The organism is Anaerolineales bacterium, from assembly GCA_019637805.1.
In the GTDB taxonomy this organism is placed as follows: domain Bacteria; phylum Chloroflexota; class Anaerolineae; order Anaerolineales; family UBA11579; genus JAMCZK01.
Window position 1 is genome coordinate 392597 of the sequence record JAHBVB010000002.1, and the last position, 24303, is coordinate 416899.

Consider the following 24303-nt stretch of genomic DNA (forward strand, 5'->3'; position numbering starts at 1 on the left):
GAAGAATTTGGAAGCTCAGCCACGGCTTACCTCTTTCAGGCTTTCCACCAGGAAGTCGATCTCTTCTTTGCTGTTGACCTCGGTGACGGCCAGCAGGCTGCAATCTTCCAGGCCGGGGTAATCCGCGCCCAGCGCATAGCCGCCGATGATGCCGCGCTCCAGCAGGCGGCGATTCAATTCCGCGGCCGGCAGTGGGGCTTTGACCACGAATTCATGGAAGAAGGGCGTGTCGCCATACGCAAGCGAGAAACCCTTCAGCTTCCCGATCTGCGCCGCGGCGTAATGCGCTTTGTGGTAGCAGCTCTCCGCCACCTGGCGCAGGCCTTGCTTCCCCAGCAGGCTGGTGTAGACCGTGGCCGCCAGCATCATCAGGCCCTGGTTTGTGCAGATGTTGGAGCTGGCTTTCTCGCGTTTGATGTGCTGCTCACGTGTGCTCAGCGTCAGCACATAGCCGCGTTGGCCGCGGTTGTCCAGCGTCTCGCCCACCAGGCGGCCCGCCAGGCTGCGCACGTACTCTTGCTTGGTCGCCAGAATGCCCAGATACGGCCCGCCGAACGACAGCGGGATGCCCAAGGGCTGCCCTTCGCCGGTGACGATATCCGCTCCGAATTCGCCGGGCGGGCGCAGCAGGCCCAACGCGGTGGGGTTCACCGAGACGGCCAGCAGCGCGCCTTTGGCGTGCGCCGCGGCGGCCAGGGCGGTGTAATCGTAGATGCGTCCGAAGAAATCTGGATAGGCCACCGCCACCAGGCTGGTGTCTTCATCGATCAGCTCGATCAACGCTTCAGGCCCAGCGCTCAGGTCCAGGTCTTCGCCCAGCAGTTGCACATCAGAGCCGTGCTCGTAGGTGTGCACGGTGGCGCGGTACTGCGGGTGCAGGCCCGGCGAAAGGATGACTTTCTTGCGGGCGCCGCGCTGGATGACGCGGGCCATGTTGACCGCTTCGGCCAGCGCCGTGGCGCCGTCGTAGTGCGATGCGTTGCTGACTTCCATGCCGGTCAGCGCCACGATTAAACTTTGGTATTCGAAGATGGCTTGCAGGGTGCCCTGCGAGATCTCGGGTTGATAAGGGGTGTAGGCGGTGTAGTACTCGCCGCGGCGCAGAATGCTGTCCACCCCGGAAGGAATGTAGTGGCTGTAGGCACCCGCACCCAGGAAGCTGACCAGGTCGTAGGTGCTGTCGTTGGCCGCGGCAATGCTTTCCAGCTCGCCGCGCGCTTCCATTTCGGTCAGCGGCTCCGGCAGATTCAGCTTGGGGTAGCGAGCCTTGGCGGGGATCCCGGCGAATAGCTGGCTGACCTCGGCCACGCCGATGGTCTTGAGCATCTCTGCCCGCTCAGCCTCGGTATGTGGGATGAAGGAGCCGGCGTAGCCGGTTTTGGTGGCTTTGCTCACGCCTGGCGCTCCTGGCAGAAGGCCTCATAGGCTGCCGCATCCATCAAGCCATCCAGCTGAGTTGCATCCCTGATCTTGATCTTGGCCAGCCAGGCCGCGCCGTAGGGATCGCTGTTGATGCTTTCGGGCTGGGTGGGCAGTTGGGCATTGGTCTCCAGGATTTCGCCATCCACCGGCATGTAAACGTCCGCGGCTGCCTTTACTGATTCGACGCTGGCGAAGCCGGCGCCTTTGGCGATCTGCTGGCCGGGCGCGCCGCTGAACTCGACATACACGATGTCAGACAGTTGGTCCTGAGCATAGTCGGTCAGGCCCACGACCCCGCTATCGCCCTCTACACGAATCCACTCATCGTTGGTGGTGTACTTCAGTTCCGCGGGAAAGTTCATATCAGTCCTCCGTCGCCCTGTGGCGACAAACAAAAAGGCGCACACAAACGGTGTGCGCCTCTGTATTGGCCCTGAGAGATTCATATTTTTCCACCGCTTCTTTTGCGAGAGCAGTATCAAAATACTTGCACCATCGGGTTTGGCGATTTCCGCCGCCAAATTTCCAGAGTGAGAAGAACGGCCAGTCCTTTTTACCTGAGAGTTTCATGCGAAGCTATTTTCGCACTTGCCCCTTCGGTGGCTCGTTTGCTGCACTTGAATTCACCAGCAGAACGCCGCTTTTTTGGCGTTCTGCTCTTTGAATGCGCAGCATTCAAACGCTCTCCTAAACCGTTCGATTAAATTGTGGCGAGATTCTAAAAGGCCGCTTGACATACGTCAAGCGGCCTTTTGCGGCGAGAATCGCCCTAGTCGATCTTTTGCGTGCGCAAAAGCACCACGCCGGCGCCACCCAGGGCGCCTAAGAGAGCCGAGGTGACCACTTGGTTAGCCAGGTCATCCATGGAGTACGTGGCGGTCAGGTCGCGCAACGCTCGGGCGAGCGAACCAGAGTCCGAAAGGATCTGCGCCAGCAGCAAGCCGACGATGGCCACCAACACCGCATAGATCGCCCCAGAAAGGGCACCGCCGCCGGCAGCTTCCAGGTAGCTGGGGATGATCTTCTTGTAGATGTGGGTGGCATACATCCAGCCGGCGATGATGGCGAAGACAAAGGCCAGTTCGTTGGCCTGGCGGATGTCCAAAACACCCATGATCAAAAAGAATGCAATGGCCACAATGCCGGCCCATGCAGCACTGCGCCCGGCGGTGGGCACATCCATACGATAATTTGAAGATCCAGATTTCATGGTCATATCTTCCTCCAGAAGAATAGCGGGGTGGGGTTGTTTGGAGAACGTAGCAGCAGCCCTTTTTGACATGCTAGAATGCCGGCATGTCTACTCGTGTTGTCTTCATGGGCTCGCCGGACTTTGCGCTGCCCAGCCTGCAGCGGCTGGCGGCTGACCATGCGGTGGTCGGCGTGGTGACCCAGCCAGACCGGCCCTTTGGCCGCGGCCGCCAGCTGGCCCCGCCGCCGGTCAAAGAGCTGGCTTTGCAGCTGGGCATCCCCGTGATCCAGCCAGAGCGCTTGCGCGAACCCGCGGCCATGCAGCAGCTGCGCGCCTGGGCGCCAGACGTGATCGTGGTGGCCGCCTTCGGTCAGATCCTGCGCCAGGCGGTGCTGGACCTGCCGCCGCACGGCTGTATTAATGTGCATGCCTCCCTGCTGCCGCGCTGGCGCGGTGCCTCCCCGATCCAGGCGGCCATCTTGCATGGCGACGCTCAGACTGGCGTGACCATCATGTGCATGGACGCCGGCCTGGACACCGGCCCCATGCTCAGCCAGCGCGCCATCCCCATCCAACCAGAGGAGACTGCCGGCACTCTCAGCGACAAACTGGCGCGGCTGGGGGCTGAGCTGCTGGCGGAAACCCTGCCTGGCTACCTGGCCGGGCGTGTGCTGCCACGGCCGCAGCCGCAGGAAGGGGTGACGGTCGTCTCGTTGCTGAACAAAGCTGATGGCGAACTGGACCCGACCCAGCCCGCCGAAGCGCTGGTCCGCCGCGTGCGCGCCTTCCAGCCCTGGCCAGGGGCCTATCTGCCCTGGGCGGGCGGGGCGCTGAAAGTGCAGCGCGCCGAGGCGGCTGCGGGCGGCGGCAACCCTGGGGCACACGTGGTGCACCAGGGTTTGCCGGCCTTAAGCACCACCGAGGGTCTTTTGCTTTTAGAAGAAGTGCAGCCACCTGGCAAAAAGCCCATGTCTGGCGCGGACTTCCTGCGCGGCGCTGGCCGGGACTGGGCCTAGCAGCTGATATAGCTTATATATGGAAAGAGGAAATAGATGAACAAAGCCTACCTTGCAGAATTTATCGGCACCTTTGCTTTGATCTTTGTCGGCGCCGGCGCAGTGGCGATTGGCGCCGGCGGCGTTTTTGGGCGCCGCCTTTGCCCACGGTCTGGTGATCGTCAGCTTTGCCTATGCTTACGGGGCCATTTCCGGCGCACACTTCAACCCCGCGGTGAGCTTCGCCATGGCCCTGCGCGGCAAACAGAGCTGGGGACAGACTGCCGGTTACATGTTGGCGCAGGTGCTGGGTGGCGCGGCGGGCGCAGCCCTGCTCTACTTCGTCTTGGGCGGCGCTTCCAGCGGGTTGGGCGCCACGCTGCCCGCCAGCGGCGTCAGCGCCCTGCAGGCTATCGCGGTCGAGGCGGCGCTTACTTTCTTGCTGGTCAATGCCATTTTCTTCACTACGCAGGATAAGCAAAGTGCGCCCTTCGCCGGCCTGGCCATCGGTCTCACCCTGGTAGCCGCTATTCTGATGGGCGGCCCGCTCACCGGCGCCTCGCTCAACCCGGCGCGCACTATCGGCCCGGCGCTGTTCACCGGCTTCGAACATCTGTGGATCTACCTGGTAGGTCCCTTCGCCGGCGCGGCTTTGGCGGCTGGTGTGGCTTCTTTGCTGAAGAAATAGCTGCAGCGGCGGGCGGCCGTGCAATGGCCGCCCGCCAGCGAAGTAGAACGCAAAACAGGCCTTTGCGCTTCTCGTAAGCAGCGGTACAATGCGCCGAATTTAAAGCGGTGACTTTTGCACCGACCGCAAATTGCTGATCATTATCGAAGTGCCTATAGGGTTCATTCAGGGCTAGTCGCGCTAGCGGCTGGCGGTGATTCTCCCCAAGCATCCAACCGAGAACTGGTCATCGCTTTGCAACGCAAAGAGGTTCTTTTTATGTATGAATTCACCTTGCTACGCCACGGCGAGTCCCAGGGCAATATCGAATCCCGGCACCAGGGCCAATCCGATTGGCCCTTGACCGACCTGGGCAGCCACCAGGCGCTGGCCCTGGCAGAACGCTGGCAGCGCGAGCGCCGCGGCTTCGACCGGGTGCTGAGCAGTCCGCTGCAGCGCGCCCGCCAAACCGCCGAAATCGCCAACAAATTCATCGGCGCGCCGATGGAGCTGGACCAGGACTTTGCTGAGCGCGACCTGGGGCAGTTGACCGGCTTGACGCATGAAGAAGCCAGCCACAGCGTACCCCCGCCGCCCTTCCTCACCCCCTATGAGCCTTACGGCAACACGGGTGAAGGGCAATGGCAGCTCTTTCTGCGTGCCGGGCGCGGCCTGCAGAAGATGCTGGCCTTGCCCAAGGGCAAGTACTTGATCGTCTCGCACCGCGGCTTCTTGGGCATGCTGATGTACGCCATTTTGGGCATTGCCCCGCAGGCCAACTTCCAGGGCCCGCGCTTTCATTTCCAGAACACCGGTTTTGCCCGGCTGACCTATGACACTCAGAAACACCAGTGGCGTCTTTTCGCCTTCAATGACCTCAGTCATTTGGAAGACCTGGTGGTCGGCCCCACGATCCTCTCAGAGTCTGGGTTGGTCACAGACAGCAGCTAGCCAGGCCACTGGCTAGCCGTTATTATGGGGATATGAGTCCTTCAACGGCCAACCCGCTCAATGTGCTCGTCTTTGGCGCCGGCGCCATCGGCGGCTATCTGGGCGGCAGCTTGGCCCTGCAAGGGCACCAAGTGGTCTTCCTGGAACGGCGGCACAATGCCCCGCTGCTGCGTGAACGCGGCCTGCGCTTGGATCTGGGTGGCCAAACTCAAACACTGAAGGATTTTGGCGTGGTGACTTCGGTGGAAGAAGCCTTGGCCTTTGCGCCTTTTGATGTCGCTCTATTTGCCCTCAAATCCTACGACACGGCCGAGGCCCTGAAGAGCATTCAGCCGCATGCGGCTGCTCTGCCGCCCTTCCTTTGCCTGCAAAATGGCGTGGACAATGAAACTGCCCTGGCGGCTGTGCTGGGCGAAGACAAAGTTATCGCCGGCACGGTAACCACAGCCGTAGCCAAAGACGCCCCCGGCCAACTGCGCCTGGAGCGTTTGCGCGGGGTGGGGCTGCATGGCGGACATCCTCTGTCGCCGCGTTTGTTTGCCGTCCTGGCGGATGCCGGCCTGCGTCCACGTCTGTATGCCAATGCCCCCGCCTTGAAGTGGTCCAAGCTGCTCACTAACATTCTGGTGAATGCTTCCTGTGCCTTGCTGGATAGGCCGCCGGCTGATGTGCTGGCCGATGCGCGACTGTTCGCCGTCGAAATCCGCCAGCTGCGTGAAGCGCTGGCGGTGATGCGAGCCCTGGGTGTGCCTGTGGTAGATGTGCCCGGCACCCCCGTGCGGGCGCTGGCGGCGGCCGCACGCCTGCCTTTGCCGCTGTGCCGCCTGCTGGTCCGCGGCGCGGTCAGCCGCGGCCGCGGCGGCAAAATGCCCTCATTGCATATCGACTTGTACAACGGCCGTGGCCGCAGCGAGGTGGCTTGGCTGAATGGCGCCGTGGCAAGAGCCGGCGAACGCCTGGGGATTGCGACGCCGGTCAACGCCTTCCTGTCTCAAACGCTTAGCCAGCTGTTGTCGGACAATCCGGCGCACAACCCCTACAAAAACAACCCACAAGCCTACCTGGACGCTATACCCGACTAGCCTGCCTGCAACAGAATGCGCAAGTGCTGCGTTAGCCAGCCTACATTCTGCTTACAAAGGAGGCAAACATGTTGTCTGGTAAAGCTTTGGGTCGTTTTGGCGGCATTATCGCCACGTTGTCTTTGATCTTTCTGCCCCTGGCCAGCTGTGGTGATACGCAATTCCATGCCTTGGATGTCTTCCAGGCTGAGAATTCCGAAGGTCACAAGATCCTGCTTTTCATTGCCCTGGTAGCCGCGGTGGCGGCGGTGGCCTTTGTTCAACGCAATGCGCAGATCGTTTCCGGCCTGGCCGGTGTGGCCGCCATTGGCCTGGAATACAGTTCCAGCTTGCGTGACCCTGAACGACTAGTGCAGTTGCTGGTCGGTACACACCTGGCTTTCTTCGGTTTCTTGCTGGTCCTGGCTGCCGGCTTGTTCACCCAACCGGGCAGACAGGCCAAGGGTTAGGCGACCAAGTCGATCTCAACCCAGGGCAAGGCTTGCCTTGCCCTGGGTGTTGTAGATGTTATCGAGCCGTTGGGTTAGAGGAGCATCTCGATCTCGTCGCCATGCACTTCGACATCCTGCCAATGTCTTTCAACCCAGGCCGCCACTTGCTGCAGCGCGCGCTGAGCATGGCCGGCTTCTGTGCTGAGGGCTACACAGCCGAGCAGCGCTTCGCCCCAGCGGTCGTGGTAGCCGATTTCGGCAGCGGCGATGTTGAACTCACGCCTCAGGCGGGCCAGCAGCGGCTTGAGCCGGCTGCGTTTGGCCTTGAGCGAATCGGCCCCGGGGATGTGCAAGTACAGGATCAGCATGGCAACTTTGGCGTTCATCATTTTCAACTCGCCTAGTATATAATTTTCTTTATGCAACGTATCCGTCCCTGGTTGCCCACGATTATTGCTGTTCTGGCCCTGATGGCTGCGGTGATCCCTTTGCTGCTGGTCTACAACCTGTACAACTCGGTGACCGATATGGCCTCGTCCGGCGTGCAGCAAGTCAGCCAGATGGCTGGCGCGATGAGTACCCAGGTGGCCCAGGTGCTGCACCCCACGCCGACCATTCTGCCTGACCCCGTCAGCATCATCCATAAGGTGCGCAGCCTAGCGCGCCTGGAAACCATCCAGTACTCGGTGGAGAAGGTGATCACGGCGGAAAGCCGCCAGGGTGCATTGAGTTTCCTGGTGGGCGATAAGCTGCTTTTCGTCGCTCATGGCACGGTGATCGCCGGCGTGGATCTGCAGAAGCTGCAGCCCGAGGACATCCGCATCGAAGAGGGCATTCTTTACGTCAATCTGCCCGAGGCGGAAATTTTTATCGCCAGCTTGAACAATGAGGATTCTTATATCTACGACCGTCAGCTGGGCTTCTTGACCCGCGGCGATGTGAACCTGGAGACCAGCACCCGCCGGGTGGCTGAAGAAGAGATCCTCAACGCGGCTCTGGAGGATGGCATTCTGGAGCAGGCCCAGGTCAACGCCGAGAGCTATTTGCTGCGCTTGCTGCTGAGCCTGGGCTTCCAGGAAGTCATTTTCGAATAGCGCTTAGCTGCGCTCGGTCCAGGCCGGGTTGGCGTAGCGTTCCGCCAGCCAGCGCTTGGTGGCGGCATGCTCGTCTGCGCTTAATTCCCCTTCAATAAATTCGATGTTCAACGTCTCGGCGAAGGCTTGGATGAACGCCTCAGCCGCCGCATCAAAGCTCACCCGGCGGCCCAGGCCTTCTTCCACGGTGGCCGCCCGGGCGCGCACTCGCTCGGCAGATTGCTGCTGCCGTTCCGGGCTGGGATAGGTCAAGATCTCGGTGATGCGGCCAATGTCGCCAAACAGCGGCAGGCTGCCGTGCTGCAGCACGCCGCCTTTACGGCGCGCCTGGGCGCTGCCGATGATCTTCTTGCCGTGCAGGGTGATCTCATAGTCGGACGGCACTTCAAAGCATACCGGGTTGTCCGCATCGCCCAGGCCGGGACCTTCGTGCATCGGCTGGCGCTCCACTGGCAAGCCCATCAGCTTTAGGGCGGCCATTAGCCCTTCGGATAAGCGCTTGTAGGATTCCAGCACGCCGCCGGCCAAACGCGGCTCGTCGGAGGCGCCGATCACCGAATAGGTCAGCTCATCGGTATGCAGGATCGCCCGCCCGCCGGTGGGCCGGCGCACCACGTCCCAGCCGCGGGCTGCCTGGGCAGCCAGGTCAATATCGGAATAGTGCTGGGCGAACCCTAGCGAGAGGCAGGCGGGTTCCCAGTCGTAGAAGCGCAGGGTGGGGGGCGATTTGCCTTCCACCACCATTTCCAGGATGGCGGCGTCTACGGCCATATTGTGTGCGCCGCGTGCCGCCGGGTGGCGCAGCAAACGCCATTGCGCAGGTAATGGCGTTTGATTTTGGGTTGGGGGCAGGGTGGTCAAATGAGTTCCTATCGTCTGGCGCTAAAACCCAGGTGGTTGGCTACTGGGCGCTCGTTGCCGGGGATGCCCTGGTGCACTGGCGAATTCAAGATCAGCGGCTCGCCATTTTCGCCCTCGATCACCAGGGTGGTGGAGCCGCCGCCGTCCATGTTTATGGCGGAGTGCACATTGCGCTCCAGCATCAGTTGGGCCAGTTCCAGCTCCGTCACGCCTTCGCTGTACCCGGCTTGGCGGCCGTCCACAATAATGATGACCAGTTTGTTGCCGCCCTTGTTCAGGCCGACCGCGGTACGCGGCTCCGTTCCAGAGCTTCTCAGCCCGTCGGCCAATTCGCCGTTCCAAACCAGCAGCTTGTAGCCGGAAATGGCGTTATTGATCTTGCCTTCCAATGCGTTGATGGTTACCTTGTTGTTGGGCTGCAAATACAAGGTGGGCTGCTCATCTGTATCCTGGCTGTAGATCACCCCGCGCGAGGCGGCAAAGCCCAGCGGGGTGACACGCTGGCCGGGTTTGGGTGCAAAGCCAAAAGGTCCCAGGTCGTACCAGGGGGTGAAGGCGTCGCCATTGATGGCCAATTGCAGCCCGGCTTCGCTCAGAAAGGCGGAGGTTGTTTTGGCCGAAGAAGGTTGGTCACGGTCTGGGTTGCCGGGTGAGACCAGGCTTTTCAAGCCGTCAGCTTTTAGGTCAATAGTGACAATGTGGATCACCAAGCGGCGCGGGCTTTGGCGCACGATGCGCTCGTACTGGATGCCCTTGAACAGCTGGCGTTTCTCAGGCTCCGGTTGGCTGAGGCGCACACCCATGGGGTTGATGGCGCTCAGGTCGCAGGCCAGGCCGACCAACAGCACAAACAGGCCAAAGGCCGCAAAGCGGGCAGTGGGTTTGGTCATCAGGTTGTGCAACATGAGAAAGATTGTATCTGCTGCGGCCGCAAAAGCAAAAGTGCGGCGATGAGTTGAAGTTAAGCGACGTCGGCTTCGTCTTCCAGGCGTTTCATCTCCTTGAAGGCGGCAATGCTGACCTCCAGCATGCTGTCATCCGGCTCCCGGGTGGTCAGGCGCTGCAGCGCCAGGTTGGGCGCCACCAGCAGGCGCACCAGCGGGTTGCCGATGTGCCGGGCGGTCAGCCGCAGGTACTCATAGGCCAGCCCGGCCAATACGGGGATGAGCAGCACGCGCACTGCCAGGCGGGTCAGCAGCGGCATAGGCCCCAACAGGGCGAAGACCAGGATCGAGAGCACCACCACCGACAGCAAAAAGGCCGTCCCGCAGCGCGGGTGTTCTCGGGGAAACTGGCCGACCTGCTTGGGGGTCAGGGCGACGCCGGCTTCGTAGGCGTGAATGGTCTTGTGTTCCGCACCGTGGTAGCCGTACACGCGGGTGATTTCGGGCATGCGGCCGATTACGCTCAGATAGCCGATCAGGATGGCTAGGCGCAAGCCGCCCTCCACCAGGGCGCTGGCCAGCGGCGGCAGGTTGAGCGCGCCGTCCACCAACTGGCCTAGGCCGGCGGGCAGCAGGAAGAACAAGCCGATCGCAAAGCCGAACGAGATCAGCATGGTCAGCGTCAGCGGCCAGCCCTCCAGTCTCTCTTCCTCGCCGGTTTGCAGGTTGGCGGAGATGGTCAGGGCGCGTGAGCCCAGGCCCAGCGCGTCCCACAACAGCACCAGGCCGCGCAGAAAGGGCACTTTGGCCCAGCGGCTGCGGTAAATCGGCCCCAGGGTTTCGCTGTGCAGCACGATCTCGCCACCCGGGGCGCGCATGGCCACAGCCATATGGCTGCGGCCACGCATCATGACGCCCTCGATTACCGCCTGGCCGCCGTAGAGCGGCTTGTCGGTCATGCTATTCGCCCAGGTTGTAGATGAAATGGATCATGGCATCGATCTCTTTTTCCCAGGTCGGCAGGTGCAGCCGTTCGTTGGGGGAGTGCAGCTGGTCATCCGGCAGGCCGCTGCCTACATTGATCGACTCGATGCCCAAGCCCTGCAGGTGGCCCACCACCGGCACACTGCCGCCCTCACGACGGAAGATGGGGCGTACACCCCAAACCGTCTCCTGGGCCTTGGCCATAGCTTGCACGGCGGCCGAGTCACGCTCGGAGATGGACGGGATGGCATCTGAAAGCAGCTTGAGTTCCCAGCTCACACTGGGGTCGATGGTGTCTTCAATATACTTGCGCACCAGGGCGTCGATTTCGAAAGGATCCTGGTCAGGCACCAAGCGGCAGGAGAACTTGGCCATCGCCTTGGCGGGCAGCACGGTCTTGGGCCCTTCGCTGGTGTAGCCGGAGAGCAGGCCGTTGATGTCCAGAGTGGGTTGGGCGGTGGCGCGCTCGTAGGCGCTGAAGTCCTTGTCGCCCCACAAGGCCTTGGAGCCAGACTGCTGCAAGTAGAAAGAATCGTCCTGCGGCAGACGGCGGAAGTCGGCGCGCTCGGCCTCTTCCAGCTCGCGCACTTTGTCGTAAAAGCCCGGGATGGTCACACGGCCATCCGCGTCCTGCATGCTGCCCAGCACGCGGGCCAGCTCATTGGCCGGGTTGCGCACCGTGCCGCCGAAAAAGCCGGAATGCAGGTCCAGCGTCGGGCCGGTGATATGCAGTTCGAAGTAGGACATGCCGCGCAAGCCGTAGGTGATCGTCGGCTGGGTGGGGGTCAGCATGCCGGCGTCGGGGTTGAGCGCGAAGTCGGCGGCGAACAGGTCGGCGTGCTCTTGGATGAACTGCGCCATGGTGGGCGAGCCGGTTTCCTCTTCGCCCTCGATCATCCATTTGATATTGACGGGAACCTTGCCGGCATGCAGGGCGGCTTCCACCGCGGCGATGCTGGCGATGACCTGGCCCTTCATGTCTGAAGCGCCGCGACCAAAGAGCAGATCGCCCTTTTGCACGCCTTCAAAGGCCGGCGTCTCCCACAGTTCCATCGGGTCGGCGGGCTGCACGTCATAGTGACCATAGATCAGCATGGTCGGCGCGCCTTCGCCGGCATTCATCAGGTCACCGTAGACCATCGGGTGGCCGCCAGTGTCCAGGGTTTTCACGTTTTGGAAGCCCAGCGCCTTGAGCTTGCTCACCACCCAGTCTGCCGCGCGCAGAATATCGGCCTTGTAGGCCGGGTCGGCGGAGACGGAGGGGATCGCAACCAATTCTTTCAGTTCTTCGAGGGTGCGGGCGCGGTTGTCTTGCGAATATTTCAATGCAGCGTTGCGGGGGTCACTCATGGCTTTCCTTTCAGTTCGGCATGGCGGCCGAGATGGCGGCAAACGACACATCGTAGCGGTGTTGTACGCCGCGGTGTCCGCCGTCGTATTCGTGGTACTGGTGTGGGATGTCTTGAGCGCGCAGTTGTTCAGCCAGCTGGCGCGCCCCGTAGAGCAAATTATACTCGTCGAAGCGGCCGCAGTCGAAGTACAGCAGGCGCAGTGAGCGCAATGCGTCGCTGAATTGCGCCGCGCAATTCAGCGGGTCGTAGGCGGCCCAGCGCTGCCAAATTTCGGGTTGCCGCGCTCCGCTGCGCAGGTCAAAGGGCAGGTCAAAGCCCAGGGGTGCGGCCGGGTTGGGGGAAAAGATTGCCGCCATGGCCAGGATGTTGAGGACGCCGAAGGGGGCGCCATTGCGCAGCGCTGCGCCGGGGTCGCGCAGCAGCTCGCCCAGGGCGGCCTCGCCGCCACGCTCGGCGTAACGCAGCACTTCGCCAAAGTCCGGCGGATAGGTCAGTTCGAAATATTTGTCGCCGCTGTGGTCGGCGACCAGGCCAAAGGTGTCGGGGTGGCGCATGCCCAGTTGCAGCGCCCCGAAGCCGCCGGAAGAGTGCCCAGCGACGGCACGCGTCTCTGCGGCAGCTAGGGTGGGGTAGCGGTCGTCGATGGTTGCCACCAACTCGAGGATGTGGTCTTCGTAGTTGCCCGTACCCGCCGAATTCAGATATTGCGAGCCGCCGTAGCGCGTGCTGGCGTCTGGCATCACCACGATCATGGGGCGCACGGCGCCAGCCGCCATCAGGCGGTCCAACCGCTGCGGCAGGTTCTCTTCCCACAGGTCATCGTTGAGGAACTTGAGCCCGCGGCTGGCGAAGGCGGACAGCAAATACAGCACTGGGTAGCGCTGGCCGGGGTCATAGCCCGCGGGCAGATAGACAGGGACGCGGCGCACCGCCGGGTCGCCTAGGGCGTTGCCTTCCAAGGCTGTGCTGTGGAAGTGCTCAATGATGATTTGTGAGGACATGGCTGGCTGGGTATCCCGACTGGGATCACATGCCCAGATCGGGCAGGTGTTTTACTCGATGGTAGGAAAGAGCCGCTTTAATGCAGTCTTTTAGTTCAGCCTTGGGAAGCTTTTTGTTGATCGCAAAAACAATCGCCCGGTCTCCTTCAAAAGTGAAGACTTCTGCATAGCGTTTTCGGAAGGTCGGCACCAACTTGCTGGTGCATTTGAAGTAGATGGCGAATTGCTCAGGAGACCGTTCTTTCCAGTCAATTCGAACGGTGCTTCCCTTTTTGACCAGATAACTGGGCTCACCCCACTTTAACGCCTCTTCAACTTCCTGAATTTCTTCGATTTCGCCTGCCGCTTCCAGAATAAGTTCTCGTAGATCCAGCAATTTTTGGCGAGCAAAATCTGGATAGTGCCGAAACACGGCTTCAACCTCGGGTTGGGTGTGTATCTTCATCGCGCGCATAAGCTAGAGCCAGTATACGATACATCCTTGAGCCGCCATGCTACAATCGCCGCGATGCCTACAGCCAACCCACAAACCATCGCCATTTTCGGCGGCACCGGCCAGCTCGGCTCCGCCCTGGCCCTGCGCTGGGCGTACGCCGGACACCGCGTGCTGCTCGGCTCGCGCACGGCAGACAAGGCCCAGGCCGCCGCAGTCGAGCTGAACGCCGAGTTGGGCGGCGCGGCTATCGAAGGCCTCAGCAATCTCGAAGCCGCTGCTGCGGCGGACATCGGCCTGTTGGCGGTGGAGCAGAGCGCCCACGCCGCGGCGCTGGAGGCGGTGCGCGAGCCGCTAGCGGGCAAGATATTGATCGACGCTACGGCACGGCTCAGCTTCCCCGACCTGACCCCGCCGGCCGCGCCGGCGGCCGCGCAGCTCGCCCAGCAGATCGTGGGCCAGGCTGTGCGCGTGGTGGCCGCTTTCCAAACCGTGCCGGCTGCCGGCCTGCGCAAAGACATTGGCCAGCCGGTGAATTCAGACGTGCTGGTGTGCGCCGCAAACCCCGCGGACGCCGAAGCCGTGATCACCCTGGCGGGCGACGCCGGCCTGCGTGGCTATTATGTGGGCGGGTTGGATAAAGCCATCGTGGTCGAAGGGCTCACTTCGCTGCTGGTGGCGATGAACAAGCACTACAAAAGCCGCCACGGCGCTTTCAGAGTGGCTGGCATCAAAGCCCGACCTTGAAGCCTTTAGTCATCACCCCCTTGCAGGGTATCCCTATGGTGCAGCCGGGCGACGACCTGGCGGCGCTGCTGGCGGCGGCTTTGTCGCGCGCCGGCCTGAATCTGCAAGACGGTGACATTCTGGTGCTGGCGCAGAAGATCGTCTCCAAGGCCGAAGGCCGCCTGGTACGTTTGGAGACGGTCACGCCCAGCCCACGAGCCCTGGAACTGGCCGGGCAGGTTGATAAAGACCCGCGCCTGGTGCAGCTGATCCTGGACGAGAGCGGCGAAGTGTTGCGCGCCCGCCCCGGCCTGCTGGTGGTGGAACACCGTCTGGGCTTTGTCAGCGCCAATGCCGGCATCGACCACTCCAACGTCGGGGCGCCGGACGACGACACCGTGCTGCTGTTGCCGCAGGACCCTGACGCCTCGGCCGGGCGCCTGCGCGGCCAACTGGCCGCGGGCGGCGAGCTTGGCGTGCTGATCATCGATTCGCACGGGCGCGCCTGGCGTGAGGGCACGGTCGGCGTGGCGATTGGCTTGGCCGGCTTGCCCGGCCTGGTGGACCTGCGCGGCCGGCCAGACCTGTTTGGCCGTGAGCTGCGCGCCAGCCTGCTGGCCGCCGCCGACGAACTGGCCGCGGCGGCCTCGCTGGCCATGGGCCAGGCGGCGGAGGGTTGCCCGGCGGTGCATGTGCGCGGCTTCCCCTACCCGCTGCGTGAAGGAAGCCTGGCCGAACTTATTCGCCCTCGCGAGCGCGACGAGTTTCGGTAAGATAGGCTGGCGAGCATCGTCCAATGGATTAATCAAACTGTGTAAGGAGAATCAAGATGAAAAACATCCCCGAAAATTTTCAGGACCTGGTGAAGGATGAAACCAAGGCCTTCGTTTTCCTTGCGACTACGCTCAACGACGGCTCTCCGCAGGTCAGCCCGGTATGGTTCAATGTGGAAGGCGAACATATCGTCATCAACACCGCCCGCGGTCGCCTGAAGGACATCAATATGTCCGCCCGTCCTCAAGTGGCGTTGAGCATCCCCGACCCAGCCAATCCCTATCGCTACATTCTCATCCGCGGCGTGGTGGATAAGGTCAGCGAAGAGGGTGGTTACGAGCACATCAACAAACTCTCGCATATCTACAAAGGGGAGGACTTCCCTAAAGTGCCTGACCAGGTACGTGTGATCTATAAGATCAAGCCGCAAAAGGTGTTCACCAATGGCTAAGCAGAGCCTCGTCGAGCGCATCCCCGAATCGCATCGTTACTTGCTGGCCGATGAGACCCAGGCTTTCGCCTGGGTGGCCGCGGTGATGCCCGGCGGCGGGCCGCAGCTCACTGCCGTATGGTTCAACACCGACGGCGAGCATATCCTCTTCGGCACCAGCACCGGCGCCGCCAAGTATCGCTATTTCAAGGCCAATGACCGCGTGGCCGTTTCCATCCCCGACCCCCGCGACCCCTACAAATACATTCAACTGCGTGGTCGGGTGGAGCTAACCGAAGAAGGCGCAGTTGAGCACACGCACGCGCTTTCACGCAAATACACCGGTCAGGATTTCAACATCGCCCCCGGCTCTGTGCGCGTGATGTACAAGGTAAAACCGCAGCGGATCACCCTCTGGCCGCCGGGCTCTTGAAAGCCCTGGACCTGCTGGCCTGGCTGCGTTCGCGGCGCTCGGCCCGCTATTTTCGGCGGGAAGCCGTGCCCGCCGAGGTCTTGCAGCGCATCCTGGAGACGGCCACCTGGGCGCCCAACGCTCACAACCGCCAGCCCTGGCGCTTTGTGCAGTTGGCCGGTACACAAAGCCGCCAGACTCTGCTGGCTGCCATGCAGCCCGGCTTTGAGGCCGCCCTGCTGGCCGAAGGTCTGGATGCGGCGAGTCGCGCGGCCCAAGTGGCCCGCTCTCGGCAGCGGGTGCTTGACGCTCCGGAAGTCCTGCTGCTATGTCTCGATACCGAAGTACTCAATCACTACCAAGACCCCCAGCGCAATCAGGGGGAATATTTGATGGGCGTGCAATCGGTGGCCCTGGCGGGCGGCCAACTGCTGCTGGCCGCCCACGCCGAAGGTCTGGGCGGCGTGTGGGTCTGCGCGCCCCTGTTTGCCGCTGAACCGGTGGGGCAGGCGCTGGAACTGCCGCGCAGCTGGCAGGCGCAGGGCATGATCTTGCTGGGCTACGCGGCTGGGGAGCCTAAGCGGCGCCAACGGCTGGATGTGGACCAGATTTTCCGTCGCATATAAGCAAGTGTCATCCTGAGCGTAGCGAAGGACTTGATTCGCACCTAAGCTGATAGTCATCAGCTTGTTCCCTCGTGATAGCATACCGACCATGAAGATCCTTGCACTGGCTGGCGGGGTGGGCGGGGCCAAACTGGCCCACGGCCTGGCCCAAGTGCTGCCACCCCAAGACCTGACCATCGTCGTCAATACCGGCGACGATTTCGAGCACTTTGGTCTGAGCATCAGCCCGGACCTGGATACCGTCTGTTACACCCTGGCGGGCCTGGCCAACCCGCAAACCGGTTGGGGGTTGGCCGGCGAAAGCTGGACCGCACTGGAGCAGGCCAAGCGGCTCGGCGCACCGGGCTGGTTCAGCTTGGGCGACCGCGACCTGGGCATACACCTGGAACGCACCCGCCGCCTGCGCAGCGGCGAGGCGCTCAGCGCCATCACCGCCGACTTTTGCCGCGCCTGGGGCATCGGCCCGCAGGTCTTGCCGATGAGCGACCAGCCGGTGCGCACCATGGTGCGCACCGCAGACGGCCGCGAATTGGCTTTTCAAAACTATTTCGTCGAACTGCGCTGCGAGCCACAGGTGCGCGGCTTTCGCTTCGCCGGCATTGAGGCGGCCCAGCCCGCCCCCGGCGTGCTGGAGGCCGTGGCCGCTGCCGACCTGGTGGTGCTGTGCCCCTCCAACCCCTGGGTCAGCATCGCTCCCATCCTAGGCCTGCCCGGCCTGCAAGCCGCCCTGGCCGTCAAACCGGTGCTGGCCGTCTCGCCCATCATCGGCGGGCAGGCGGTCAAAGGCCCCGCAGCCAAGATGTTCAGCGAACTGGGCATCGCCCCCAGCGCGCTGGCCGTGGCCGAATACTATGGCGACCTGCTGACCGGCCTGGTGCTGGACACGCTGGACGCCGCCCAGCAGGAGGCGCTGCGCGAACTCGGTATAATCAGTTTGGCTACTGCGTCCATCATGCAAGGCCCGGCTGACCGGGCGCGCTTGGCCGCAGAAGTGCTGGAGTTTGGCCAAAGCCTGCTCACCCATGCGTAAATCCACCCCCTGCGTACAAACCCGCAAATAAGGAGCAACCCCATGGCTCTTTGGGCGATTGTCCCTGTCAAACCCCTGCGCCGCGGCAAGTCGCGCCTGGCTGGCGTACTTTCCGAAGATGAGCGCGCCGCGCTCAACCAGCGGCTCTTGCTGCAAACGGTGGATGTGCTCAGCCGCGTGCCGGACGTCAAGAACATCCTGGTGATCAGCCGCGACCCGGAGGCTTTGGCCCTGGCCCGTGAGCAGGGCGCTCGGACGCTGCAGGAAGACGGCGCACCGCACCTCAACGTCGCCTTGCAGCGCGCCACCGTGGTGGCCAAGACCTACATGGCCACCAGCATTCTCATCGTGCCGGCTGATCTGCCGCAAATCACCACCACTGATATTCAGGCCCTGATCGACGCGGCCAGCGAACCCGGGGTGGCTGTGATTGCCCCGGACCACCGCCGCGAGGGCACCAATGCGCTGCTGCTCAACCCGGTGGGTGACTTCCCTTATGACTTTGGCCCGGATTCCTTCGCCCGGCATAGCCGTCTGGCGCAAGAAGCGGGTCTGCAGGTCAAAGTACTGGAACTGGAATCGCTGGCCCACGATGTGGATGTGCCTGAGGACCTTAGCTTCTTGGGTGAATTGGACTATTAGTATGGAAACTGCACACCAACACAAGCTGCCCAACTCCCGGAATTGCTTTGCCTGCGGCATGCACAATGCGATTGGCCTCAAACTGGCCTTCTATGCCCAGCCGGATGGCAGCGTGGCCGGCGAATACATCGTTCCCACCCAATTCGAAGGCTATCCGGGCATCACGCACGGCGGCATCGTGGCGTCTATTTTGGATGAAGCCGTCAGCCGGGTTTTCATGGTGGCGGATCACAACCGTTTCATGTACACCGGCCGCTTGACCACGCGCCTGCGCCGGCATGTCCCGGTGGACCAGCCGCTGCGCATCACTGGCCGAGCCCTGCGCGACCGCGGCCGCACGGCTGAGGCCGAGGCGCACATCTATGGCCCCGACGGTGAACTGCTGGCCGAGGCGGAAGCCTTGCTGGTGGCTTTGCCGCCCGGGGACTTGCAGGCCGCCGATCTTGAAGAATTGGGCTGGGGCGTATACCCCGACCAGGCATGATCGAGCAGCAAGGCCACTTCCTGCGTATTCCCGCCCAGACCGCTGTGGCGGACCTGCTGGCCTTCCCCGGCCTGCCGCCTGCTTTGGCGCGGGCGGAAGAACCGGCCGCCGGCGGCAGCCTGGCCGCCGCGCTGCAGCCCGCCGGTAACCGGCTGGCCTGCGCCTTGCTGGCCCTGGACAGCCAGCTGGAACTCTCGGCCGACAAGACCCTGGGCTATGGTGACTTCCTCGCCTTAGGCCCCGCCGCCTTGGGGGAGGCGGAATGGATCGCGCTGCAGTTCAGCACGCAGCCCCAGCTCAGCTTCGCCGCCGACCCGGCTGGCCTGCATCTGGCCCTGGCCCGCTGGCCCTCCGGCCGGGCGCGCCTGGCGGTGGGCGGCTTTGCCGCCGCGCCAGCCCTGGCGATGGACGGCCGAGAGCCCAGCGGGCTGCAGGAGGCGCTGGAGAATACACTCAGCGCTGTGCCAGAGCATCTGCCGGCCGCGCTGGAGTTGTTGGCAGCCGTGGCTGTCTGAAGGGGTTTCGATAACCTAATGTTCACATTTGATATTGACTTGAACCAATGCTCAGCACAGACTGAGATTGAAGATGCCGTCGAGTCCACCTGCCGCGCATTGGGTTTGATTCAGATGATCAAAACCGACCTGTCTAAGTATCCTGGCTCCACGCATTGGCATTACAAACTTGGCAGCCGTTCAGGAACGTTAGAGGTCACTTATTGGCCGCAAGAGCAGCGCGCCTGGTTATCCATTCATCACAACCGCCATGCAGATTGGATGAACGGACTGATCCCGCATCTGAAAACAGGCGTGGAAGAAAAACTAGGCTTTGTTGGTCAAGTGGATGAATCCATTAATGAAAACCGCTCTGCTCTCAAGAACTTGGCAGGCAAATGAAGTTGTGTGTCCTCGGCCGATCTCTAGCCTCTAATACTTGTAGGAACTGCTTATAATCACGGCTAGCCATGTGGTCCGATTACATTCACGCCGGCACTATTGACGAAGCCCTCGCCGCTCTGGCTGAACGCGGTCCCTCGGCCCGTCTGGTGGCTGGCGCCACTGACCTGATGATCGAGATCGAGCTGGGCGTCCGTAAAGGCCTGGAGACGCTGATCGATATCACGCGCATCCCCGGCCTGGACGAGATCCGTCTGGAAGACGGGCGTGTCCATCTCGGCCCGCTGGTGACCCACAACGACTGCGCCGCCAGCCCGCTGTTGCGCCTGCATGGCCTGCCGCTGGCCCAGGCAGCCTACGAGGTCGGCGCGCCGCAGATCCGCAACCGCGGCACGATCGCCGGCAATCTGGTGACCGCCTCGCCAGCCAACGACACCATCCCGGCGCTGGTGGCTCTGGGCGCCAGTGTGGAGCTGCGCTCCGCCACCGGGACGCGCAGGCTGCACCTGGCGGAGTTCTACACCGGCCCGCGCAAGACCGTGATGCAGCCGGATGAAATGCTGGTCGATATTGATTTTCCGGCGCTGGAGCCTGCACTGGCCCGCGGCGCATTCCTGCGCATCACGCTGCGCCGCGCCCAGGCCATCTCGGTGGTCAACACGGCCGTCGTGCTGCACTTTGACGGCGATAGCATCATCCAGGCTGCAATAGCCCTGGGATCCGTGGCGCCTGTGATCGTGCGCGCCCCCCAAGCTGAGGCCTTCTTGCTGGGCAAAGCGCTCAGCCAGGAGGTGATTCAAGAAGCCGCCTTGCTAGCCATCGCCGCCGCCCAACCGATCGACGACATTCGCAGCACGGCGGTCTACCGCCAGCGCATGGTCGGCGTGGCCGTGGCGCGCGTGCTCGACGAGCTGGCGGCTGGGACGCAGCCGCAGCGGGTGCCCCCCCAGCCAGTGCTGTTGGCCACCCCGGCGTCGCTCAGCCAACCGCAAAGCTCTGCGGATGGGACGATCACCACCACCATCAATGGCCAAGCCCATACGCTGGAAAACGGGCAGGAGAAAAGCCTGCTGCGCCTGCTGCGCGAGGATGCCTTGCTGATCGGCACCAAAGAGGGCTGTGCCGAAGGCGAGTGCGGCGCTTGCACCGTCTTTCTGGACGGTAAGGCGGTGATGAGCTGCCTGGTACCTGCCCCGCGTGCTCACGGCGCGCAGATCATCACCATTGAAGGCCTGGCCCAGGGCGAAGAGCTGCACCCGGTGCAGCAAGCCTTTATTGATAACGCTGCGGTGCAGTGCGGGTATTGCACGCCGGGCTTTATCATGTCGGCGGCCAAACTGCTCGAAGAGCGCCCACAGCCCAGCCGGGCAGATGCCCAGGTGGCCGTAACCGGCAACCTGTGCCGCTGCACGGGCTACTACAAGATCCTCGACGCCATTCAGCAGGCCGCAGAAAACGGAGCGCAAGCATGAACGTCTGGCGCAAGCAGCGTGACCCCAGCCGCACCCTGCACCCCCTGTGGCGCGGGGTGGGCTGCTTCCTGATGATCTTGATCCCTGTGGCGGCCTGGTGGCTCTCCGGGCAGGCCATGGAGTATTTGCAGGTCTGGTTACCGGAGTTCGCCCGCATCGTGCGTCGCGGCGGCGAGCAGGTCATCTACATCCGGGTCGGCCTGGCCATCGTGCTCGGCCTGGTACTGTACATGCTGCTCTCGTTCCTCAGCGCTTTGCTCTACACGCTGGTCGACCAGACCGACCGCCTGTTCAGCCGTTCCCAACCCCGGGACGAGCAATGAGCGCCATCGGCAAATCGGCCCAGCGGGTTGACGCCCGCGGCAAGGTCACCGGCCAGACGCTGTACCCGGGCGACATCAACTATCCCGGCCAGCTGTATGGCAAGGTGCTGTTTGCCAACCGGCCGCACGCCCGCATCCTCTCCATCAACACCGGCCCCGCCGAGGCTCTGCCTGGCGTGGTGGCGGTCTTCACCGCCGCCGATGTGCCGGTCAACGAATACGGCCTGATCTACACCGACCAGCCGGTGCTGTGCGGCCCAGGCTCCAGCAAGCCGCACGCCGACCGCGTGCGCTTTGTGGGCGACCAGGTGGCCTTTATCGTTGCCGAGAGCGAGGCCATCGCTGCCAGGGCGCGTGACCTGATCCAGGTGGAATACGAAGACCTGCCTGTGATCGGGGATGTCTTCCAGGCCGAGCAGCCGCAGGCCTTTGTGCTGCACCCGGAGAAAGACAGCAACACCTTCGTGCAGTACCGCGTGCGCCAGGGCGATGTGGAGGCCGGCTTTGCCGCAGCCGACGTGATCGTCGAGGGCGAGTACCACACGCCGGTGCAGGAGCATGCCTACCTGGCGCCCGAATCCGGCCTGGCCTATATCGATGACGAAGGCCGGGTTACTGTGGAAGTCGCCGGGCAGTGGGCGCATGAAGAGCGCCTGGCTGTGGCCCATGCCCTGGGTCTGCCTGAAGAGCAGGTGCGCGTGATCCACCCGGCGATTGGCGGCGCCTTTGGCGGCCGCGAGGACATGTCCATCCAGATCGTGCTGGCGCTGGCCGCCTGGCGCCTGGCGCAGCGCGGCGTGCCGCGCCCGGTCAAGCTGATCTGGTCGCGGGCTGAGTCGATGATCGGCCACCACAAGCGCCACGCCTATACTCTGCGCGCCAAGTGGGGTGCCACGCGTGCGGGCAAGATCGTGGCTGCACAGTGCGAGCTGATCGCGGATGGCGGCGCGTACATTTATACATCCACCAAGGTGCTGGGCAATGCGACCTTGATGAGCATTGGCCCCTACCTGATCCCCAACGTCAAGATCGATGCGCGGGCCGTCTTCACCAACAATGTGCCCGGCGGCGCCTTCCGCGGCTTTGGCGGCCCGCAGGGCGCTTTTGCCGCCGAGACGCAGGTCAACAAACTGGCCGCCGCGCTGGGCATGGACCCCATCGAGCTGCGCATGCGCAACATCGCCCGCGATGGCGATGTACTTTTCTTCCAATCCCCGCTGCCCAAAGGCTCCAGCATGGACAAAGTCGTGGAGCAGGGCGCCCAGGCGGCGGGCTGGTCGCGGGCTGCGGCGGGCTGGCAACGTGACGCAGCCCGCTGGCCGCAGCTGCCGCCGGTCGCCGGCGCGCACATCAAGCGTGGCGTGGGCTTCGCTTCCGGCTTCAAGAATGTGGGCTTTTCCTTCGGCTTCCCGGAGCGCTGCTACGCTACCGTGGAACTGCACGGCGATGCGCACATCGAGCGCGCCGTGGTTCACCATGCCGGCTCAGACGTGGGCCAGGGCGCCCACACCGTCTTCCAGCAGATGGCTGCCGAAGCGCTGGACCTGCCGCTGGAGAAGGTCGAGATGGTTGTGGCCGATACGGCCGTCACCGGTGACTCGGGCAGCGCCTCGGCTTCACGGCTGACCTTCATGGCGGGCAACGCCATCCGCGGCGCGGCCCAGCAAGCTTTGCAGCAATGGGCCAATGAAGAGCGCCCGGCGATTGCCGAATACAAATATGTGCCGCCCGCCACTACACCGCTGGACCCCGAAACCGGGGCCACTGACCCCAACTTCGCCTGCGGCTATGTGGCCGAGGCGGTGGCGGTGGAAGTGGACACCGAGACCGGCCATGTGCACATTACCGATGTGCTCTGCGCAGACGATGTCGGCAAGGCCATCAACCCACAGCAAATCATCGGCCAGATCGAGGGCGGCGTGGTGCAGGCCGCCGGCTATGCGATCATGGAAGATTTCATCCAGCAGGACGGCTACGTCAAAACACCTTTCTTCTCCAATTATTTGATCCCCACTGTGCTGGATGTGCCAGACCGGGTTGAATCGCTGATTTTGGAATACCCCGACCCCGAAGGCGCCTGGGGTTTGCGCGGCATGGCCGAAATGCCGTTGATCCCACTGGCCCCGGCGGTCATCGCCGCGGTGCATGACGCCACCGGCGTGTGGATCGACCGCTTCCCGCTCACCCCGCAACGCGTCCTGGCGGCCCTGGGCAAGCTCTAAGCCTTGGCCTTTTTCAAGCGCTTCTTCCGCGATGAACAGCGCCGCTTGGACGCCGGCGTGTGGGAAGCGCTGCCGGGCGAAGTCGTACGCCTGAGCGACGGGGCCACCTATTATCAGCAGGTCGGGCCGGCGCGCGGTCGGCCAGTCATCCTGATCCACGGTTTTTCCGTCCCCCAGTTCATCTGGGATCCGACCTTCGATGCGCTGGCTGCGGCCGGCCTGCATGTCATCCGCTACGACCTCTTCGGCCGCGGCTACTCCGACCGGCCGCTGCAGCCTTACGACAAGGCTCTGTTCATGCGCCAATTGGCGGAGCTGATGGATGCGCTCAAGCTGCCGCGGGCAGACCTGGTGGCGCTCTCGATGGGCGGGCCGCTGGCCGCCGAATTCGCCTTTCGTTTTCCCAAGCGCGTCGCCAAATTGGCTCTGATCGACCCGGCGGGCTTTGAGCTGGGGCTGCCACCCGCGGTGCAAGCTCTGCGCCTGCCGCTGGTCGGCGAGCTGGCCCTGGGCGTGTTGGGCCGCTTCGGGCGGCGCAGCCTGATCGAGAGCATGCTCACGGACTTTTACCAGCCCAGCCAGGTGATGCTGGACTATTTTGTGCCGCGCTACCAGGAGCAGATGCAGTACCGGGGGTTCAAGCGCGCCATACTCTCCACTTTCCGCCGCGGCCTGCTGGACGAAGATCTGCAGGTCTACCAACGGCTGGGGCAGGGCGGCAAGCCGGTTTTGCTGGTCTGGGGCGAGCACGACCAGACCGTGCCGTTTCACCACCATCAGACTTTCCAGCAGCTGGTGCCTCAGGCCGAGTTTCACGCCATCCCGGCCGCCGGCCACCTGCCGCATTTTGAGCGCCCTGAACTGGTCAACCCGCTGCTGGTTGAGTTTCTCGCTCGCACGCCAGCCTGACCTGTCAT

30 protein-coding genes and 1 riboswitch are annotated in these 24303 nt (G+C 63.2%); of the genes, 20 read left to right on the plus strand and 10 right to left on the minus strand.

The window, feature by feature from the left end:
- Positions 1-15: 15 nt before the first annotated feature.
- From gcvPA to KF885_07560, 3 genes are all read right to left on the minus strand, one after another.
- Positions 16-1326, minus strand: a complete 1311-nt coding sequence (gcvPA, locus tag KF885_07550) for an aminomethyl-transferring glycine dehydrogenase subunit GcvPA (protein ID MBX3049011.1) — start codon at positions 1324-1326, stop codon at positions 16-18.
- A gap of 65 nt (positions 1327-1391) precedes the next feature.
- A complete protein-coding gene (gene gcvH, locus KF885_07555) occupies positions 1392-1784 on the minus strand; it encodes a glycine cleavage system protein GcvH (protein MBX3049012.1) in 393 nt (130 codons plus the stop codon).
- A gap of 173 nt (positions 1785-1957) precedes the next feature.
- A riboswitch (glycine riboswitch) is annotated at positions 1958-2122 on the minus strand.
- Between the two features lie 69 nt (positions 2123-2191).
- Positions 2192-2632 carry a hypothetical protein gene (locus KF885_07560; GenBank protein ID MBX3049013.1) on the minus strand — a complete coding sequence of 147 codons (441 nt, stop codon included), beginning with the start codon at positions 2630-2632 and terminating at the stop codon, positions 2192-2194.
- 86 nt (positions 2633-2718) lie between these two features.
- Between KF885_07560 and fmt the strand changes: the two genes are divergently transcribed.
- The 5 genes from fmt to KF885_07585 all read left to right on the plus strand — a co-directional run bounded on the left by fmt (position 2719) and on the right by KF885_07585 (position 6758).
- On the plus strand, positions 2719-3630 hold the full coding sequence (gene fmt / locus KF885_07565; protein MBX3049014.1) for a methionyl-tRNA formyltransferase: 912 nt from the start codon (positions 2719-2721) through the stop codon (positions 3628-3630).
- Positions 3631-3715: 85 nt separating this feature from the next.
- The gene (locus KF885_07570; protein ID MBX3049015.1) at positions 3716-4297 is read left to right on the plus strand and encodes an aquaporin; all 582 of its coding nucleotides are present in this window, start codon (positions 3716-3718) and stop codon (positions 4295-4297) included.
- Between the two features lie 258 nt (positions 4298-4555).
- Positions 4556-5227: a histidine phosphatase family protein gene (locus tag KF885_07575; GenBank protein ID MBX3049016.1), complete on the plus strand. Its 672-nt coding sequence runs from the start codon at positions 4556-4558 to the stop codon at positions 5225-5227.
- 32 nt (positions 5228-5259) lie between these two features.
- Positions 5260-6309, plus strand: coding sequence for a 2-dehydropantoate 2-reductase (locus KF885_07580; protein MBX3049017.1), 1050 nt, complete (start codon positions 5260-5262; stop codon positions 6307-6309).
- 68 nt (positions 6310-6377) lie between these two features.
- Positions 6378-6758: a hypothetical protein gene (locus tag KF885_07585; protein ID MBX3049018.1), complete on the plus strand. Its 381-nt coding sequence runs from the start codon at positions 6378-6380 to the stop codon at positions 6756-6758.
- A gap of 74 nt (positions 6759-6832) precedes the next feature.
- Here KF885_07585 and KF885_07590 read toward each other — a convergent pair whose 3' ends face one another.
- Positions 6833-7129 carry a DUF503 domain-containing protein gene (locus KF885_07590; GenBank protein MBX3049019.1) on the minus strand — a complete coding sequence of 99 codons (297 nt, stop codon included), beginning with the start codon at positions 7127-7129 and terminating at the stop codon, positions 6833-6835.
- Between the two features lie 30 nt (positions 7130-7159).
- Between KF885_07590 and KF885_07595 the strand changes: the two genes are divergently transcribed.
- The gene (locus tag KF885_07595; GenBank protein MBX3049020.1) at positions 7160-7834 is read left to right on the plus strand and encodes a DUF4230 domain-containing protein; all 675 of its coding nucleotides are present in this window, start codon (positions 7160-7162) and stop codon (positions 7832-7834) included.
- Positions 7835-7837: 3 nt separating this feature from the next.
- Here the strand turns inward: KF885_07595 and KF885_07600 are convergent, their stop codons facing one another.
- Genes KF885_07600 through KF885_07625 form a run of 6 tightly spaced genes read right to left on the minus strand, consistent with a single transcriptional unit; the run spans position 7838 to position 13370 of the window.
- On the minus strand, positions 7838-8695 hold the full coding sequence (locus KF885_07600) for a lipoate--protein ligase family protein (protein MBX3049021.1): 858 nt from the start codon (positions 8693-8695) through the stop codon (positions 7838-7840).
- Between the two features lie 8 nt (positions 8696-8703).
- Complete coding sequence (locus KF885_07605) at positions 8704-9600, minus strand: phosphodiester glycosidase family protein (GenBank protein ID MBX3049022.1); 897 nt, start codon at positions 9598-9600, stop codon at positions 8704-8706.
- A gap of 56 nt (positions 9601-9656) precedes the next feature.
- Positions 9657-10538, minus strand: a complete 882-nt coding sequence (locus KF885_07610) for a DUF1385 domain-containing protein (protein ID MBX3049023.1) — start codon at positions 10536-10538, stop codon at positions 9657-9659.
- Position 10539: 1 nt separating this feature from the next.
- On the minus strand, positions 10540-11913 hold the full coding sequence (locus KF885_07615) for a dipeptidase (GenBank protein MBX3049024.1): 1374 nt from the start codon (positions 11911-11913) through the stop codon (positions 10540-10542).
- Positions 11914-11923: 10 nt separating this feature from the next.
- The gene (locus tag KF885_07620; protein ID MBX3049025.1) at positions 11924-12916 is read right to left on the minus strand and encodes a hypothetical protein; all 993 of its coding nucleotides are present in this window, start codon (positions 12914-12916) and stop codon (positions 11924-11926) included.
- Between the two features lie 25 nt (positions 12917-12941).
- Entirely contained in the window at positions 12942-13370 is a 429-nt protein-coding gene (locus KF885_07625; protein ID MBX3049026.1) for a DUF1801 domain-containing protein, read from the minus strand.
- Between the two features lie 54 nt (positions 13371-13424).
- Between KF885_07625 and npdG the strand changes: the two genes are divergently transcribed.
- From npdG to KF885_07695, 14 genes are all read left to right on the plus strand, one after another.
- Entirely contained in the window at positions 13425-14096 is a 672-nt protein-coding gene (gene npdG, locus KF885_07630; GenBank protein ID MBX3049027.1) for an NADPH-dependent F420 reductase, read from the plus strand.
- A 35-nt stretch (positions 14097-14131) separates the two neighbouring features.
- Positions 14132-14848: a coenzyme F420-0:L-glutamate ligase gene (gene cofE / locus KF885_07635; protein ID MBX3049028.1), complete on the plus strand. Its 717-nt coding sequence runs from the start codon at positions 14132-14134 to the stop codon at positions 14846-14848.
- A gap of 56 nt (positions 14849-14904) precedes the next feature.
- Complete coding sequence (locus KF885_07640) at positions 14905-15300, plus strand: PPOX class F420-dependent oxidoreductase (GenBank protein ID MBX3049029.1); 396 nt, start codon at positions 14905-14907, stop codon at positions 15298-15300.
- Positions 15293-15712 carry a PPOX class F420-dependent oxidoreductase gene (locus KF885_07645; protein ID MBX3049030.1) on the plus strand — a complete coding sequence of 140 codons (420 nt, stop codon included), beginning with the start codon at positions 15293-15295 and terminating at the stop codon, positions 15710-15712. Before KF885_07640 ends, KF885_07645 begins: the two co-directional genes overlap by 8 nt.
- Complete coding sequence (locus tag KF885_07650; protein ID MBX3049031.1) at positions 15709-16317, plus strand: nitroreductase family protein; 609 nt, start codon at positions 15709-15711, stop codon at positions 16315-16317. The genes KF885_07645 and KF885_07650 overlap by 4 nt, the downstream gene beginning before the upstream one ends.
- A gap of 88 nt (positions 16318-16405) precedes the next feature.
- Positions 16406-17347 (plus strand): 2-phospho-L-lactate transferase, encoded by a 942-nt coding sequence (locus KF885_07655; GenBank protein ID MBX3049032.1) that lies wholly within the window; start codon positions 16406-16408, stop codon positions 17345-17347.
- A gap of 42 nt (positions 17348-17389) precedes the next feature.
- A complete protein-coding gene (gene cofC / locus KF885_07660) occupies positions 17390-17989 on the plus strand; it encodes a 2-phospho-L-lactate guanylyltransferase (GenBank protein ID MBX3049033.1) in 600 nt (199 codons plus the stop codon).
- Between the two features lies 1 nt (position 17990).
- Positions 17991-18473: a PaaI family thioesterase gene (locus tag KF885_07665; protein MBX3049034.1), complete on the plus strand. Its 483-nt coding sequence runs from the start codon at positions 17991-17993 to the stop codon at positions 18471-18473.
- Positions 18470-18988, plus strand: a complete 519-nt coding sequence (locus KF885_07670) for a hypothetical protein (GenBank protein MBX3049035.1) — start codon at positions 18470-18472, stop codon at positions 18986-18988. Before KF885_07665 ends, KF885_07670 begins: the two co-directional genes overlap by 4 nt.
- Positions 18989-19006: 18 nt before the next feature.
- Positions 19007-19369, plus strand: a complete 363-nt coding sequence (locus tag KF885_07675) for a hypothetical protein (GenBank protein MBX3049036.1) — start codon at positions 19007-19009, stop codon at positions 19367-19369.
- A 68-nt stretch (positions 19370-19437) separates the two neighbouring features.
- Positions 19438-20841: an FAD binding domain-containing protein gene (locus tag KF885_07680; GenBank protein ID MBX3049037.1), complete on the plus strand. Its 1404-nt coding sequence runs from the start codon at positions 19438-19440 to the stop codon at positions 20839-20841.
- On the plus strand, positions 20838-21164 hold the full coding sequence (locus tag KF885_07685) for a hypothetical protein (GenBank protein MBX3049038.1): 327 nt from the start codon (positions 20838-20840) through the stop codon (positions 21162-21164). The genes KF885_07680 and KF885_07685 overlap by 4 nt, the downstream gene beginning before the upstream one ends.
- On the plus strand, positions 21161-23386 hold the full coding sequence (locus KF885_07690) for a molybdopterin-dependent oxidoreductase (GenBank protein MBX3049039.1): 2226 nt from the start codon (positions 21161-21163) through the stop codon (positions 23384-23386). Before KF885_07685 ends, KF885_07690 begins: the two co-directional genes overlap by 4 nt.
- 3 nt (positions 23387-23389) lie before the next feature.
- Entirely contained in the window at positions 23390-24295 is a 906-nt protein-coding gene (locus KF885_07695) for an alpha/beta fold hydrolase (GenBank protein ID MBX3049040.1), read from the plus strand.
- The last annotated feature ends 8 nt before the right edge of the window (positions 24296-24303 follow it).